The 14,775-nt window shown below is 66.8% G+C and carries 15 protein-coding genes; 5 read left to right on the forward strand and 10 right to left on the reverse strand.

Annotation, left to right across the window (positions count from 1 at the left end):
• Positions 1-51 precede the first annotated feature (51 nt).
• From ACFSXZ_RS04180 to ACFSXZ_RS04205, 6 genes are all read right to left on the reverse strand, one after another.
• Complete coding sequence (locus tag ACFSXZ_RS04180) at positions 52-1,317, reverse strand: MFS transporter (RefSeq protein WP_378261385.1); 1,266 nt, start codon at positions 1,315-1,317, stop codon at positions 52-54.
• Positions 1,314-2,393, reverse strand: a complete 1,080-nt coding sequence (locus ACFSXZ_RS04185; RefSeq protein WP_378261387.1) for a hypothetical protein — start codon at positions 2,391-2,393, stop codon at positions 1,314-1,316. Before ACFSXZ_RS04185 ends, ACFSXZ_RS04180 begins: the two co-directional genes overlap by 4 nt.
• Before the next feature lie 309 nt (positions 2,394-2,702).
• Entirely contained in the window at positions 2,703-3,413 is a 711-nt protein-coding gene (locus tag ACFSXZ_RS04190) for a hypothetical protein (RefSeq protein WP_378261389.1), read from the reverse strand.
• A gap of 377 nt (positions 3,414-3,790) precedes the next feature.
• Positions 3,791-4,063: a hypothetical protein gene (locus ACFSXZ_RS04195; protein ID WP_378261391.1), complete on the reverse strand. Its 273-nt coding sequence runs from the start codon at positions 4,061-4,063 to the stop codon at positions 3,791-3,793.
• A 10-nt stretch (positions 4,064-4,073) separates the two neighbouring features.
• Complete coding sequence (locus tag ACFSXZ_RS04200; RefSeq protein ID WP_378261393.1) at positions 4,074-4,217, reverse strand: hypothetical protein; 144 nt, start codon at positions 4,215-4,217, stop codon at positions 4,074-4,076.
• A 187-nt stretch (positions 4,218-4,404) separates the two neighbouring features.
• Positions 4,405-5,250 (reverse strand): LysR family transcriptional regulator, encoded by an 846-nt coding sequence (locus tag ACFSXZ_RS04205; protein WP_378261395.1) that lies wholly within the window; start codon positions 5,248-5,250, stop codon positions 4,405-4,407.
• Between the two features lie 69 nt (positions 5,251-5,319).
• On the opposite strand from ACFSXZ_RS04205, the gene ACFSXZ_RS04210 reads away from it, so the two are divergent.
• Both ACFSXZ_RS04210 and ACFSXZ_RS04215 read left to right on the forward strand, forming a co-directional pair.
• Entirely contained in the window at positions 5,320-6,066 is a 747-nt protein-coding gene (locus tag ACFSXZ_RS04210; RefSeq protein ID WP_378261397.1) for an SDR family oxidoreductase, read from the forward strand.
• A gap of 550 nt (positions 6,067-6,616) precedes the next feature.
• The gene (locus ACFSXZ_RS04215; protein WP_378261399.1) at positions 6,617-6,772 is read left to right on the forward strand and encodes a hypothetical protein; all 156 of its coding nucleotides are present in this window, start codon (positions 6,617-6,619) and stop codon (positions 6,770-6,772) included.
• A 410-nt stretch (positions 6,773-7,182) separates the two neighbouring features.
• Here the strand turns inward: ACFSXZ_RS04215 and ACFSXZ_RS04220 are convergent, their stop codons facing one another.
• Complete coding sequence (locus tag ACFSXZ_RS04220) at positions 7,183-8,622, reverse strand: sialidase family protein (protein ID WP_378261401.1); 1,440 nt, start codon at positions 8,620-8,622, stop codon at positions 7,183-7,185.
• A gap of 547 nt (positions 8,623-9,169) precedes the next feature.
• Here ACFSXZ_RS04220 and ACFSXZ_RS04225 point away from each other — a divergent pair.
• Both ACFSXZ_RS04225 and ACFSXZ_RS04230 read left to right on the forward strand, forming a co-directional pair.
• The gene (locus ACFSXZ_RS04225; RefSeq protein ID WP_378261403.1) at positions 9,170-9,835 is read left to right on the forward strand and encodes a hypothetical protein; all 666 of its coding nucleotides are present in this window, start codon (positions 9,170-9,172) and stop codon (positions 9,833-9,835) included.
• A gap of 21 nt (positions 9,836-9,856) precedes the next feature.
• Positions 9,857-11,011, forward strand: coding sequence for an ImmA/IrrE family metallo-endopeptidase (locus ACFSXZ_RS04230; protein WP_378261405.1), 1,155 nt, complete (start codon positions 9,857-9,859; stop codon positions 11,009-11,011).
• On the opposite strand, the gene ACFSXZ_RS04235 is transcribed toward ACFSXZ_RS04230, so the two are convergent.
• A complete protein-coding gene (locus ACFSXZ_RS04235; RefSeq protein WP_378261407.1) occupies positions 10,990-11,220 on the reverse strand; it encodes a hypothetical protein in 231 nt (76 codons plus the stop codon). The genes ACFSXZ_RS04230 and ACFSXZ_RS04235 overlap by 22 nt on opposite strands.
• Positions 11,221-11,497: 277 nt before the next feature.
• On the reverse strand, positions 11,498-13,798 hold the full coding sequence (locus ACFSXZ_RS04240) for an RCC1 domain-containing protein (protein WP_378261409.1): 2,301 nt from the start codon (positions 13,796-13,798) through the stop codon (positions 11,498-11,500).
• A 407-nt stretch (positions 13,799-14,205) separates the two neighbouring features.
• Between ACFSXZ_RS04240 and ACFSXZ_RS04245 the strand changes: the two genes are divergently transcribed.
• Positions 14,206-14,436, forward strand: coding sequence for a hypothetical protein (locus ACFSXZ_RS04245; RefSeq protein WP_378261411.1), 231 nt, complete (start codon positions 14,206-14,208; stop codon positions 14,434-14,436).
• Here the strand turns inward: ACFSXZ_RS04245 and ACFSXZ_RS04250 are convergent.
• A complete protein-coding gene (locus ACFSXZ_RS04250; protein WP_378261413.1) occupies positions 14,433-14,759 on the reverse strand; it encodes a hypothetical protein in 327 nt (108 codons plus the stop codon). The two genes, ACFSXZ_RS04245 and ACFSXZ_RS04250, sit on opposite strands and share 4 nt — an antisense overlap.
• Between the last annotated feature and the right edge of the window lie 16 nt (positions 14,760-14,775).

Consider the following 14,775-nt stretch of genomic DNA (forward strand, 5'->3'; position numbering starts at 1 on the left):
CATTGACCGGTCACACGATCACCCCTTCAAGGTCGATGTCCGCGCGTTCCGTCACGGCGTCCCGCCATCCGGGGCGTGGTGCCGGCCGGAAATGGCCTTGCTGACCCGGGGAACGACGATCATGCTGATCGCGATCAGGACTGCGGACGCGAGGAAGGTGGCGCGGAGCCCGAAGACGTTCGCCAGCAATCCGCCCGCGATCGACCCCATCGGCAGTCCTATGCCGACGGCGAGTAAGCCCATGGCGCTGACAACACGTGCCATCAGGCGATCGGGGACCAGGGACTGGCGAAGCGTCTGCAGGAGAACGGAGGCGGTGAGTCCCGCGAACGAGTTCAGGCCGATCATTGCGGCCGCCACCGCCGGTATCGACGTCAGTCCCAAGACCACGAAGATGGGCACGGTGATCACGATGGTCGCGGCGAACAACGCGGCCGGAGGGATCGCCTTGCGTAGCGCGGGTCCGCACAGGCCGCCGAGCAGGCCTCCCACTCCGGAGGCAGCGAGCAGGACGCCATAACCTCGTTGGGTCATCTCCAGATCCTGCAATGCGTAGAGCACGAGAACCGACTGTGTGGCCGCCTGGGTGAAATTCACGACGGCGATCAGCGCGGCGACCGAGCGCAACACCCGATGCCGTGCGAGCCAGTGGACTCCTTCGCGAATGTCGGACCACAGCGACGGCGTCCTCACCTGCCCGGCATCGCGCGAGCCACGACCGGCCCTCTCGACGGGTAGCAGGATGCCGGTCAATGCGGCGGCCATGCCGAAGGAAGCGGCGTCGGCGACGAAAGGCAACGCGGCGACCGCCGCGAACAGCACGCCGCCCAACGGGGGTCCGACAAAACTGTTGATGGTGATCCGTGTGGTCGTGAGCCGGTTGTTCGCCGAGGGCAATGCCGCGCGCGGGACGATCGTGGGCAGTAACGCCTGGGACGAACTGTCGAACAGCGTCTGGCCGACTCCGATGAAGGCGGCGACGGCACTGAGGACCACGATGCCTGCCGTGCTGGTCATCACGATGATCGCCAACATGAGCATGACCAAGGCCCGCCCCAGGTCCACGGTCCACATGAGGGTGCGGCGGTCCCATCGGTCTCCCAGCGCACCCGCGACGAGGGAGATCAGCAACCACGGCAACTGACCGCTGAACGACACCGCGGCGACAGCCAGAGGGTCTCGCGACACAGCGGCGGCCAAAAGGGGCAGTGCGGCAAGCCGGATCCCGTCACCGATGGTCGAGACCGTCGCGGCGGTCCACAGGACGGTGAACGGCTTGCCCAGGCGAGCACGCTCCGTCGTCTGCTCGAGGTTCACCGCATGTCCTCCACGTGAACGACGCTGAGGACGTCGCCGGGTCGAGCGAGTTCCAGCCACGGAGACCGCCAGGCGCCGTTGCCGGCCTGGATGGGCGCTATCCACCGGCCGGCGTGCAGCAACCGGCCCGGATCAGGAAGATCGACGATGGCGGTACTGGGCCGCCCGCGGCAGGCGGCCATGGTGAAGGCGATGAGACCGGGCATGCCGGGAAGCGGTCGCGCCTGAGCGACCAAATGGTGAGCCGCCTGCCTCGGCACGCCATGCTCGGCGTCCGGGGACCCTACCGAGAGGTTCTCGAACTCGACGCCCTGGAATCCCGCGTGCCCGGTGAGTTCACCGTGGCCGCCGCGCGTCATTATCGTGACGACCGGAGCGGTCAGCGTCATGCGCCTGCGCCTGGTGCCCTCCAGATCGGTCGGCGGCCCTGCGCCGTCGTCGATGATATCTCCGAAGTAACCGGCTTCGGAGATGGTGTCCGGTCGGTGTGTGTGCTCGCCGCACCGGCGTGTCAGCGCTTTGGTCAGCAGCGGCAGAAATATCCCCGACAGCGCCAACGGACTCAGGAGGAGCGCCGTCCGCAAAGGACCCGAGTTGTCCCGCAACGCGATCACCTGGGCAGGCGGGCACACCCTGCCGTCCGGCGGCACCCTGGCGTCGGCGGCCACGGCGAGCGGAAACCGTCTGTTTCCCAGGCCGAAGACAACGCGCTCGGCGGTGTGTGACCATCGCAAACGGGCGCCACCGGCGGTGGTGAATCGTGCCTCACGGAACGAGGTCAATCGCTCGACCACGTCCGGATGGTCCTCGATCGAGGAGGAACGACGGCTGCCGGTGCGATCATGAAGGCCGGCGCCGGATATTTCGCCGTGTCCGGGATAGTTGGTCCCGAATGGTTCGACCAGTACCGGGCCCTTGCCGGCGGCCGTTGCCGAAACGGCCAGGTCGCGATGGCCGGGCGGTCCGGCCGTCCAGCTTGTCGCTTCCCTGATCCGGTTCGAGACCACCAGTCGCAGGCGGCTGCGATGCTCAACGATATCGTCTTCGGATCGATGACGGCTCGGCCCTACTCTCATGCGACTGATTATGGTGGTCAAGTTCAACAGTTCCCAGTCACTCACGCTAGCGGGCATGAATTGTCACTCCGCGCAGGACAATCGTGGGGGTGCGCACGACGGTGGGTAACGCTTGGCCTGCTTTGACAAACAATCCGGCTCGCCCGGCGGAAGTGTCGTCACCGATGGATTCGACGCACTGGGCGAGATGCCTGATGCCCACCCCGAAACGAAACGGCCGCAGTGCCGTGACGGGTGCGCCGTCCTGGGCCAGTTCAGCGGTGGACACGCCGATCAAGGCGTACCGGCCGAACAGTTCGGCACCCGAAATTAATCGACCATCTCCGCGCCGGTCTCGGTGAGCACGGCCGGTCTCACGCGAAGCAACTCGCGTCCCAGATAATGCGCCCGGAACAGCGCGCGATCCTTCAGACGCCGGCCATAGTCGGCATGACCGTGGGTACGCCGCAGACCGTCGCCCAACACGGTGAGGTGGGCATAGAAGTGGCATGCGGCGAGGGCACGCCAAGGCGACCACCAACTCGAACGCGCCCCGGAAGGATGCCACACCGCGAGAATCGGCGTCGTGGTGTTGTCGCCAGGCGCGGAGAAGGTCAGCGTGTGGGCCTTGCTCAAGGCATCGAGCTTGGAGTGCAAGCTCTCGTGCAGGATCGACTCCGCGATCAGCGCCGGATCGGCCAGGACCCGACGGTCGATGATCACGACGCCGGACAGATCCGCCAGTGTCGTACTCAGGAACGCGGCACCGCTGTCCGCCAAGGCCACAGTCGCGATATGCCGGACGCAGTCGCCACCTAGTTCCGGCAGAACATCGAGAAGAAGCGTGTATCCCGCCCGCACGGCGGAAACATCTTCCTCGGTCGGCTTCATCAGTTCCGCGGCCGATCCTGACAGCTCATTCTGCACGAACGACCGAAACGCATCGCCGACCCGCCCGTCGATTTTCTCGTGATCGGGATCGTAGACCACGTATTCCCGCAAACCAGGGTAGGCCGCTTTACCGAATCTCGCGTTCGACAAGAGCGCGAGTTCAAGATTCCGTACGCTGTCCAGAATTTCTCCTCCCCTGGGACGAGGAGCGACTTCAGTCCACCGATTATCGCAGCCGAGTTACGAGCCACCGACCACGCGAGGGTGGCACGGGTAACCGGCGAAGTCAACAGATCACATCATGAACGCCAAAAAGGTCGCTTTGTTATCAAAATGCCAACAAATTTGTTGTCACCACATGTACAACACGGCCTTCAACCGGCCAGGGCGCGAACTTCGATCTTCATCTGATGCTCGCAAGCCACGAAAAAAGGTGCGACGCCGAGTTACCTCGATGATTCATCCGGGTGATTCGACCTCGGCCAGAGTTCCGGCCGCCACGGCGGGATCCGTGGCGGTCGGTTCCTTCACCAGCAAAGCGCTGCCCCCGCTGAGGCCAGGTCGGCGAGCGCCGCGGTCGCGGTGCTGAGGTCCGCCACACCCACGCCGAGGACTATGCCGTTGGGCGAAATCGAACCCGGCTCCCTCGGGTCATGGATGGTCACGCTTTCGACCGGCCGATCGGACCGGCCCGCGACCACTCTGAGCAATGCCGGACCGAGATCACGGACGATCTTGGCGAGCGGTGCGGGCGCCCCTCCCGCGGCGGACCGGACGACCGTGGGCATGCGATTGTTCACCGAGCGCATGTCAACTCAGGTCCGGGAACAGCTCGCCCAGCCGGTCACGGACCTGCACCGCCGGCGGCGCTTCCCTCTTGCCCCAGTACATCGCCTGCACCGCGGCGGCGATCTGCGGGTCCGGCTCAGGCCAGGGCTGCGGGTGCACCGACACAACACACTCCGATCCGAGGGGAAGCACGACACCGATCAGCGAGCCGCATGATCCACCAGCGCCGTCCACGCCGTCATCCCCCGCGGCCGAAAGATCCGACGCCGCATCAGCCACCACTGATGGGTCAACTCACTGCCCTGGCAGGCAGATTGGAGTTGGCCACCAAGATCATTCCGGCCGTAACCTGTCAGACCTGTTCCAGTTCGGTCTTGACGGAGGTCGCGGCGCGGATGAAGGCGGCGACCTGGCGAGAGGTGGACTCCCGGTGCCAGGCGATCACGAGGGTGGCCTGCTCGGCGTCGAAGACAGGACGACTGACCGTACCGGGTGGCAGACGATCACGGATCGATTCCGGGAGCACCGCGACCATCCGCCCGAGCCGGACAAGTTGCAGCAGTTGGTCGGTGTCGGTGACGAGGTGGCCGGTCACCTCGGGGCGAGACTCTGGCCAGCGGGGCTGGGTTCCGCCGCGCAGGTCGGCCATCGACACCTCGGTGCGGGCGGTCAGGGGGTGGTCGTCCGGAAGCACCACGACCTGGCCTTCGACGTGGAGGTCGTCGCTGTCCAGGCCGCTCAGATCGTTCTGCGGCCGGTGCAGCAGTGCGAGGTCGGCGCGGCCGTCACGGACCATCGCGGCGCGTTCGCCGACACTGAAGGCGAGATCGACCGGAACGGCGTCGGGGGTGGCAGCGTAGCGGTCCAGGATCGGCTGCAACAGGTCGGCGTCGCTGCCGGGTTTGAGCGCCAGGACCAGCCGCGGAGTGGTTGCCGCCGCCCTTCGCGCACGGCGCACCACGGCGGCCACCGCATCCAGTGCGAGGCGTCCCTCGGCCAAGAACACCTCCCCGGCCGCCGTGAGCTGGACCCCACGACTGGTGCGGTCCAGCAGGGTGAGGCCCGTCCGCTGTTCGAGCAGGCGGATCGCCCGGGACAGGGGTGGCTGGGCGATGCCCAGCCGCTGGGCAGCCCGCCCGAAGTGCAGTTCCTCGGCGACCGCGACGAAGTAGCGCAGTTCCCGGGTCTGGACGTCCATACAAGGAGGGTATCGAGCGAGATCAGTCCGGTCCTGGCCTGGGGGAACGACAGGTGGTTCGCTGATCATATGAGTGATGACGCAACGATTGCCCTGGTGACGGGGGCGAACAAGGGGATCGGGCGGGCCGTCGCGGGCCAGCTCGCGAGGCTCGGGATGACGGTGGTAGTTGGTGCCCGAGACCTGGAGAAGGGCGCCGAGGCGGTGGCCGAGATCAGCGCGGCGGGTGGTATCGCGCACCCGATCGGCCTCGACGTGACCGACCAACGCGGGGTGAGCGCGGCGGCCGAGCAGATCGCCGAGCGGTTCGGCCGTCTGGACGTCCTGGTCAACAACGCCGGTATCTCCGGCGACCTCGGGGCGCAGGCGCCGGGCTCCGCACACCTCGACGGGGTGCGGGCGGTGTTCGAAACGAACCTGTTCGGTGTCGTCACCGTGATCGAGGCGATGCTCCCGCTGCTGCGCCGTTCGTCCGCGGCGCGAATCGTGAACGTCTCCAGCGGCACCTCGTCGATGACGTGGACGACCGATGCCACCCACTACCTGAGTCGGATGTCGGGTTCGCTGGGCTATCCGGTGTCGAAGGCGGCACTGAACATGCTCACGGTGCAGTACGCAAAAGCGCTGTCACGCGAAGGGATCCTGGTGAACGCGGTCGCGCCTGGTGCGTGTGACACGGACTTCGCCAAGGGCCTGCCGTTCCAGCTGACCCGGACCGCAGCCGAGGGCGCCGCGATCGTGGTGCGGCTGGCCACGCTCGGGCGAGAGTGTCCGACGGGCGGCTTCTTCGACGACAACGGCAGGGTGCCCTGGTGAGGGGGCCGGAAGGCAGGACGACGGGTGCCCTGAGGGGCAGGGCAGCGCTGGTCACCGGTGGCTCACGCGGAATCGGCGCGGCGGTCGTGCGACCTATCCGGGAAGTTTGATGCGTGTAGCCTGTGCGTAGCTCTCGGACACACTCTTACCCCACGGTCCCCACGCCGCTGCCCCGCAGGTAGAGACGGGCGGTTAGTGCGCAACTCCGTCCTCGGACGCCAGTGGGTGGAATCCCTCCCACACAACTCTAAGTGGTTTCCCAGCCGACACGACGGCGCCGTACGTCGCTTCGGCTGTTTTGTCGCGCCTTGTGGTCATTGCCTGGCCGGAGGTGATGGCCGTGGCTGAGGCGTTCGTACCGGCGGTGGTTCCCCGGTCGAATCCACGAGGCTCATCGTCGAGTGGTATTACGTCGCGAAGCATGCCTCGGCTGGGGATCGGGCGAGCGGCTGCAGATCGGGCTGGTGTCCACCACCCACCGTAGTAGCCATACAGCCGCACTCTGCGGAATTGTTCACCTTCGCCCGGCGAGGCCACGTCCCCACTGCCCATGACCGTCCGGCACTGGTGTCACCTCCAGGCCGGTGATCGGGTGCTGCTCGCCGCCGCACCCGACCGTGGCGTCCTGATCGTCTCCACGATGAGCGCCCTCGACTCGATGGTCACCGCCTTCCACTCAGCCAGCACCGGGGGCGACGCGTCATGACCACCAGTCCCGAACGACACCCCGGCGCTGCGGAACTCGACGCGGCACGCCTGGTACTGGAACGGATGGGGGCACACCCGCGGATCTCCTCGGTGCTACCCAGCATCGTCGCCTTACCCCGACCTTCGACGAGTACATCCCCAAAGCGTCAACCGCGGTCACCAGCGCACCCGCCGGGTGTATTCCTCGTATTGGAACCGCATTCAACAGTAGTGGGGCCACCGGCGCCTGGACGAACCCACAGCGCTGGAGATCAAACAACTGGCCGAGCACATCCGAACCCATGTCGTAGCACGGCGCAACGCGCGCGGCGGGGGCCGCCAATCGGGAGCTCACCATGCGAACCCGGTGTTCCTGCGAGAACACCGGGCTCACTGGCCGCCGCGGGCAGGCGGCGGAGTCCCGCTGGCTCAGAACGCGGTGACCGTGCTGGCCGATTGTGGTGTCGCCGTTCCTTCCAGCGGCGTGCTCATGCTCGCGGTGCCGCCGGTGATGGCCAGGCCGCCGGTTGGGGCGAACATGCCCATGGTGAAGGTCGAGCCGCTGGGCGGCGACGCGATCGGGACGACCGGGTAGGCGTTGCCGCCGGGGCGCACAGAGGTGGAGATGTAGTCGCCGAACATGCGACCCTGCGAGGTGTTGGGGATCCAGGACAGGTTCATCGGACCGGCCAGCTGGGTCGCCGTGCTCCAGGTGGTGCCGCCGTTGGCCGAGGAGACGAACCCGACGTCGAGCTGGCAGGTTGACGCCGTGCAGTTCGCGGCGGGATAGAAGTAGTACGTCAGGCCGATCCGCGCCGTGTTACCGGAGGTGGAGGGGTCGACACCGATGCCGGGCACGAAGTGGTCGACGCTGCTGGTCGTGGCATCGACCGGCACCCGCACCGGGGTACTCCAGGTGGTTCCGTTCGCGGACTTGCTCAGCACGATGTCATTGCTGGCACATCCGGAGCGGAAACGGCAGTCCGACCACACGACATAGACCGTGCCGGCCGCGTCGATCTCCGCGCTGGGCAACGATTCCTCCCGCAACCCGCCGGCGACGTCGTGATGGCTGATGCCGGCCACCAGGGTAGGTGTGTTCCAGCTCGCGCCGCCGTTTGTCGAGGTGAACGACCGGATCTGGTCGCTCGATGACTCGTACGGCACCACCACGGTCCCGTCGGGCCGGACCACCGGCTGGCCGCCGAGCCCGGTGTGCGTGCCCGAGGGCGCGCGGGCTGCGCCCCAGGTCAGGCCCCCGTCGGTGGAGGTCTGCATCCGGATCGAGTCGCCCTGGCTGGTGACGTCGTATTCGGTGTAGCAATTGCCGAAGAACGGGCTGGACGTGGTGTTGTCGCAGACGATCCAGTTCTTGTCCAGCGACCCGCTCGCAGTGGTGACCGGATTGGACCAGTGCAGCCCGCCGTCGGTGGAGCGGCTGGTCAGCACCGGTGTCCCACTGGGGCAGTTGACCCCGAGTGAGGAAATGAGCCAGACATTGTGTTTCGCGTCGAACGCGACCGAGGCGTCGCTGATCTGCCCGCACGAACCGCCGGAGTTGCCGGTGGTGCCAGGCAGAAAGCCCTGCGTCCAGGTGGCCCCACCGTCGGTCGAGGTGGCGAAGCCGATGTTCGACGAGCCACCGCCGGGCACGCGTCCGACCTGGAACGCCGACACGATGGTGTTGCCGGAGGAGAAGGTGTCCGGTTCGACCTCGGTGCGGTGCTGGGCCTGAGTGTCGGTGTAAGGGTCGGTGCTGACCTGGGCGACCGCGACATTCGCCGACGCAGGGGCGGCGGCGACAACAAACCCCCCGACAACGGCGGCGGGCAGCAGCATCGCGGTCAGTATTCTGCGGGAACTGGACAACGCGCTATCACCTTCTCGGGCGGAACGGGGACAGACAGCGGACAACGCTGCCCACCATGGCCCAGTCATCCAGCCACAACCCCGAGGCACGGTAAACCCGCCGTCCGATTCACGACGCGTCGACAAACGCAAAACTAGATCGGTCCAGGACCATTGACTGGAGCCGAACGGTGCAACCACTCGCCCGCATGTCCGAAAACACGACGGACAAAGAACCCCCATGCGTGCAAGGAAGATCCACAGCTGATCGAGGTCACCGACTCTCCGCCTCCGGGCAAGCCGGAATGACGTGGCCTCCGGGTGAGGTCGTCCCCACACGTGCGGCGATACTCCTGAAATTTGAGCGTCAGCCCCAGCGTGGCCGAGTCGTTCCCACATGACGATCTCGCTCCGTACTGGAACCCAAGCTGGAACCGGCCGGACAGGGTGTGGACCCCTACGCCCAAGCTGTCCTCGACCTCGACCTCGACACGCCGCCGAACTTCGGGCGACCAAAAAATCGACCTCTCATGAGGTACCGTTTGTGGTCGCCACCGAGGAGGTGTCCGTGACCACCGCCAACCTTTTGCCTGATCCGAAGGATCTCGACGCCTGGACCGCCTGGGCGGACGAACGTCTGCACCAGTTCGACCTCTCCGTCCGCGTCCTGCATCAGGTCGCGGTCGCCGGCCAGCGCAAGAAGGACCGGACCAGCCCTCTGTCGGCTCCGATCATGCGAGGAATCGACGGCTGGGACGGGGCGCTGGTCGCACTGAGGGAGGCCACCGGCTGGGGAAAAGACGAGCGCGGTGGGTTGCCCAGGACGGTGCACCCCTCGGGACGGTTCTTCGTCGTCGTGCTCACCGGCGCTCACCCGGTCGGTGTCTTCGGCGCGACCCCCCAACCGAAGAACGGTCTCCGCCCCATGCTGCGCGACCTGATCGACGATCACCCGACGGTGGTCCCCTTGTTCGATGCGGCCAACGTGCCCGTCGATCCGAACAACTACCAGGAACCCGAACTGTGGCTGTTCCTGTGGTGCCATCACGAGGGCTACCTCTACTCGGAGTTGTGCAGCCCGCTCCGCCGCGACGGTGACCGCATCACCGCCTACCGCGACCAGATCCCATTACCCCCTCTGCCCTACGACCACGACACCACCGATGCCATGATCACTCCCGACGACGGGCCGGATCCCTCCGCCGGGCCGGTCATCGATGTCCAACCGCGCTGACACACCTCGGGAGCACACGCAGTGCCCATTTCACCGACCCGGCTCGCTCTCGCGCGCAAGCTGCGCGGCTTGACCCTGGCGGAACTGGGCAGGCTCACCGGGCTGAGCCCGCAGACGATCAACCGCTACGAGAAAGCCCGGCAGGAGCCACTGCCCGAGAACATGGCTGCTGTGGCCCACGCGTTGAACCTGCCGGTCGAGTTCTTCGAACGACCGGAGATCGAACCGATACCCCTGGCCGCGGCCAGCTTCCGGGCACCTACCAAGACCCCGGCGTTCCGCCGTGACGCCGTGCTGGCGGCCGGCACCATCGCGACCGAGATCGCGGCATGGATCACCGAGCGCTACCGCCTGCCGGGCGCGGACATCCCGTCCCTGCACCTCCCCGTCGACGCCACCTGGATCGACGTCGAGACCACCGCCCTGCGTGTCCGCGGACGGTGGGACCTCGGCCACCACGCGATCCCGAACATGGTGCACCTCCTCGAATCCCGCGGTGCACGCGTGTTCTCCCTCGTCCAGGACGTCCGCGACGTCGATGCGTTCTCCGCGTATCTCCGCAACGAACCATTCGTCTTCATCGACACCGGCAAAACCGCGGAACGGCAACGATTCGACGCCGCGCACGAACTCGGCCACCTCGTGATGCACCAAGGCCCCGAAAAATTCGACGGCCGCCAAGCCGAACGCCAAGCCGACCGGTTCGCGGCCGCCTTCCTCATGCCCAAAGAAGACGTACTGGCGCGCAACCTCCGCGACGCCACCCCGGACGAGCTGATCAAAGCGAGCACCAGGTGGGGCGTGTCCGCCATGGCCCTGACCCACCGCCTGTCCGAACTCGGCGTACTCACCGAGTGGGGATACCGAAGCACCTGCGTCGAACTCGCGAAACGGGGCTACCGTCGCGCCGAGCCAGGCAGCACACGAGTACCGGAGACCTCCCAAGTACTGGAAAAAGTCTTTGCCCACCTCCGATCCAGCGGCGTCGGAGTCCGGTCCATCGCCACCACACTCGCCATCACCGACGAAGAATTCAACCGACACGTCTTCGGCCTGGCAAAACTGGCCACCACCAACTCGGCGGGCACACCTCCACACCGCCGCTCACGCAGCCATCTCCGGGTAGTACCCACTTCAGCCGCCACATCGAACGGTCAACGACGACAAGCAAAGTAAGCGGGATTCAACTCGACTCCTATAGAGCGCACGTCCTTCGGCAGCTTGCCGCGGTGTGCCGGAGTCGCAATGACGTTGCCGCCGCCCACCGCGTTTTGCCGGTATGCAAGATGCGCTTCGACCAGCAGGTTGATCAGGTGAATGCCCACATGCAACGGTCCGCAGGAATCGGCGGCAGTCCACCTGGTCTGCACGAAGTCGAATTTCACGATATCAGAGGAGCGAATTCCCCAGCACGTTCTCCGAAATCGCAGGCAAACGTGCATACCGCACCTACGTACTCAGAGTTTTGGCCACCCTGGAAATAACCGTAAATAACCGGCTACGGGCTTCGGAGAAGTCGCTCGGGAGACGCCGAGGGTCAAGCAGGCCTGCTTGGCAGGAACGCACTCGGCGGCACCCTCTTGGTCTCGAGCAGATCCCGCGATGTCCACCGATGCAGGCACGACTCGGCAATGCCCAGCCCGAATGTGGCGTGTCAGGGGGTCAGAGGGTCGCGCATTGGCCGATGCGGGAGCCGATGACGGTGTTGGGGCGGCCATCGTTGCCCGGCGGAGGGGTGTTGCCGGTACAGACAAGGGAACCGAAGATGCGGTTGGCCTCGATCTCCGTGGCCGTGGCGCGCTCCGGCGGCACGGTCAGGGTGGTGGTGTTGTTGTTCACCGTGACCGGGCCCGCGATCTGGTTGCCGCCGAGTTCGACGAAGCCGGTGTTGCCGGTCAGGGTGACCGGGCCGCGCAGGGTGTTGCCCGCGCAGGCCGGGGTGCCGTCGTCGTTGGCGTCGCCGATGACGACGACTCCGGTGATGCCCAAGATGCTGATGGGGCCGTTGACGGTGCCGGCACAGATCCGCACTCCGGTGCCGCTGGTGGCGGTCAGCGGGCCCTGAAGGGTCGCGCCCTCGGCGTCGAGTGACCCGTTGCCGCTGATGGTGACCGGGCCGAAGACCCGGGTGCCCGGGGCCAAGCACACGGCCGCGGTGACCGTCAGGGGCCCGAAATGGTTACCGTTGATCGTCTGGCAACCCACGGTGACCGTCACAGTGTTGGACGTGGACGGGTGGCAGGCGGCGGTGCCGTTGAACTGCGCCTGTATCTGATGCGCGCCGGGGGCGAGGCCGTTGACGACGATCGTGGCCGTCCCGGATGCATTGACCGGGACGGTGCCCAGGACGGTGCCGGTGGACAGGTCGGTGAAGGTCACCGTGCCCCCGGTGAGGCTACCGGTGCAGACCACCGTCGCGGTCAACGTGACCGGCTGGCCAAACGAAGGGTTGGTAGGCAAGGCCGTCAGGCTCGTCGAACTGGCGGCCGCCGGGACGGCCACATTGGACGGTGCCGAGGCCGGGCCGGTTCCCTGGGCGTTGGTGGCGGTCACGGTGAAGGTGTACTGATCCCCGTTGGTCAGCCCGACCACGGTGATCGGCGAACCCGGACCCGAGGCGGTCTGACCCCCATGGCCGGGGTTGGTGAGATCGGTGGCGGTCACGGTGTAGGCGGTGATCGGGCTGCCCCCGTCCGAGGCCGGAGGGCTGAAGGTCACCGTGGCCTGCGCATCGCCCGCCGTGGCAGCCACATTCACCGGTGCTCCGGGGACGGTCGGTAGGACCACATCGACCGGCGTCGAACTGCTGGTGGTGGTGCCGTTACCCAACTGGCCGAAATTGTTGGCGCCCCAGCACTTGATCCCACCGGCGCTGGTCACCGCGCAGGTGTGGAACCGGCCGGCGCTGATCGCGGCCACCCCGCTGGTCAGCCCAACCACATCGACAGGCGTCGAACTGCTGCTGGTGGTGCCGTTACCCAACTCGCCGTTACCACCGAAGCCCCAGCACTTGGCACCACCACTGGTGGTCACCGCGCAGGTGTGATCGCCGCCGGCGCTGATCTGGGCGACCCCGCTGGTCAGCCCAACCACATCCACCGGCGTCGAACTGCTCGTGGTGGTGCCGTTGCCCAACTGGCCGGAAGTGTTGAAGCCCCAGCACTTGGCGCCGCCGCCGGTGGTCAAGGCGCAGGTGTGGTTGAGGCCGGCGGTGATCGCGGCGACACCGCTGGACAGCCCACTCACATCGACCGGCGTCGAACTGCTGGTAGTGGTGCCATTGCCCAACTGGCCGCCACCGTTGAAGCCCCAGCACTTGGCCCCGCCGCTACTGGTCACCGCGCAGGAGAAGTTGGCGCCAGTGGCGATCGCGGCGACACCGCTCGTCAGCCCAACCACATCCACCGGCGTCGAACTGCTCGTGGTGGTGCCATTGCCCAACTGGCCGGTACCGTTGGCGCCCCAGCACTTGGCCCCGCCGCTGGTGGTCAGGGCACAGGTGTGCTGGAAGTCGGCGCTGATCGCGGCGACACCGCTGGTCAGCCCGCTGACATCGACCGGCGTCGAACTGCTGGTGGTGGTGCCGTTGCCCAACTGGCCGTTGCCGTTGAAGCCCCAGCACTTGGCCCCGCCGGTACTGGTCACCGCGCAGGTGTGCCCGTCGCCGGCACTGACCGCGGCGACACCGCTCGTCAGCCCACTCACATCGACCGGCGTCGAACTGTCGGTGGTAGTGCCATTGCCCAACTGGCCGACATTGTTGTGCCCCCAGCACTTGGCCCCGCCGCTGCTGGTCACCGCGCAGGTGTGCCCGCCACCGGCGCTGACCTGCGTAAAGGTGACCACTGCTCGCGGCGAAACGGTGGACGCGCCGTGGGCTGCGACCTTCGTGGCATAGCCGGTCATGGACGCGGCGGTGTTGGCGTCGAAGGCGGAGGGCGCTACCGGGTGCTTCGCACTCACCGAGGCACGAGGCGTCGACCGAACCTGGGCACCGGCGGGGGCGGCCGGGACCACAGCGGCTGTACCCGCGACGAGGCCCACCGCCAAGGCCGCAAAGACCACCGGTTTGACCAACCCGACAACCGCTGGCCCCCCATTGGCCGCTTGTCGCCGCGCCAGCCGTGACCCGGCGACCCGACGTGCCCACAGTTGTGTGATCTCCACAGCAATCCCTTTCGACTCCTGGCCACGGTGATCGCACGACCAGACACCACGATGACAATTCGTCCTTGATCGAGCAGACACGGTCTTCGCCAGGAATGCATCCGGGATCACACGTCCGGCAGAACCGCGAAAATCAAGTTCACCCGGCGAGGGGACCACTGGTGGGCAGAGTCGTCTGCGAGCCGCCAGGTCAGCGTGACCGAATGCCGCGCGGTCTGGCGGAACACCACCAACGCATCAATAAGTTCTTCGGTGGGGTTCCGCGCCGGTTGGTGCCGGATAATCTGCGCACCGGGGTGGATAAGCCCGACCTCTACGACCCGAAGATCAACCACTCCCCCGCGGAGCTCGGTGTCCACTATGGAAGGCTGATCGATCCGGCTCGGGCGGTCGAGCCGAAGGATAAGCCACGGGTCGAGCGGCCGATGCCCTAAATCCGCGATTCGTTCTGGCGCGGGTGGGAGGTCACCTCGCCGCCGGAGATGCAGGCCGCGGCGGCCACGTGGTGTCGGGAGGTCGCCGGGCGGCGGTCGTATCGCCCGCTGGGCGGCGCGGCGCCATTGTCGGTGTTCGAGGTCTGCGAGGCTAAGGCACTGGCCGCGTTGCCGGCGGAGTCGTTCGTGCTGGCTACCTGGTCGGCTGCCAAGGTCGGCCCGGATATCACGCCAAGGTCGGGCACACGCTCCACTCGATCCCGTGGCGGTTCCTCGGCTCCGACCTGGATGCCCGGGAGACGGCGCTGGTGCAGTTCTTCCACGAGGACACCCTGATCC

The organism is Amycolatopsis pigmentata, assembly GCF_042684065.1.
In the GTDB taxonomy this organism is placed as follows: Bacteria; Actinomycetota; Actinomycetes; order Mycobacteriales; family Pseudonocardiaceae; genus Amycolatopsis_E; species Amycolatopsis_E pigmentata.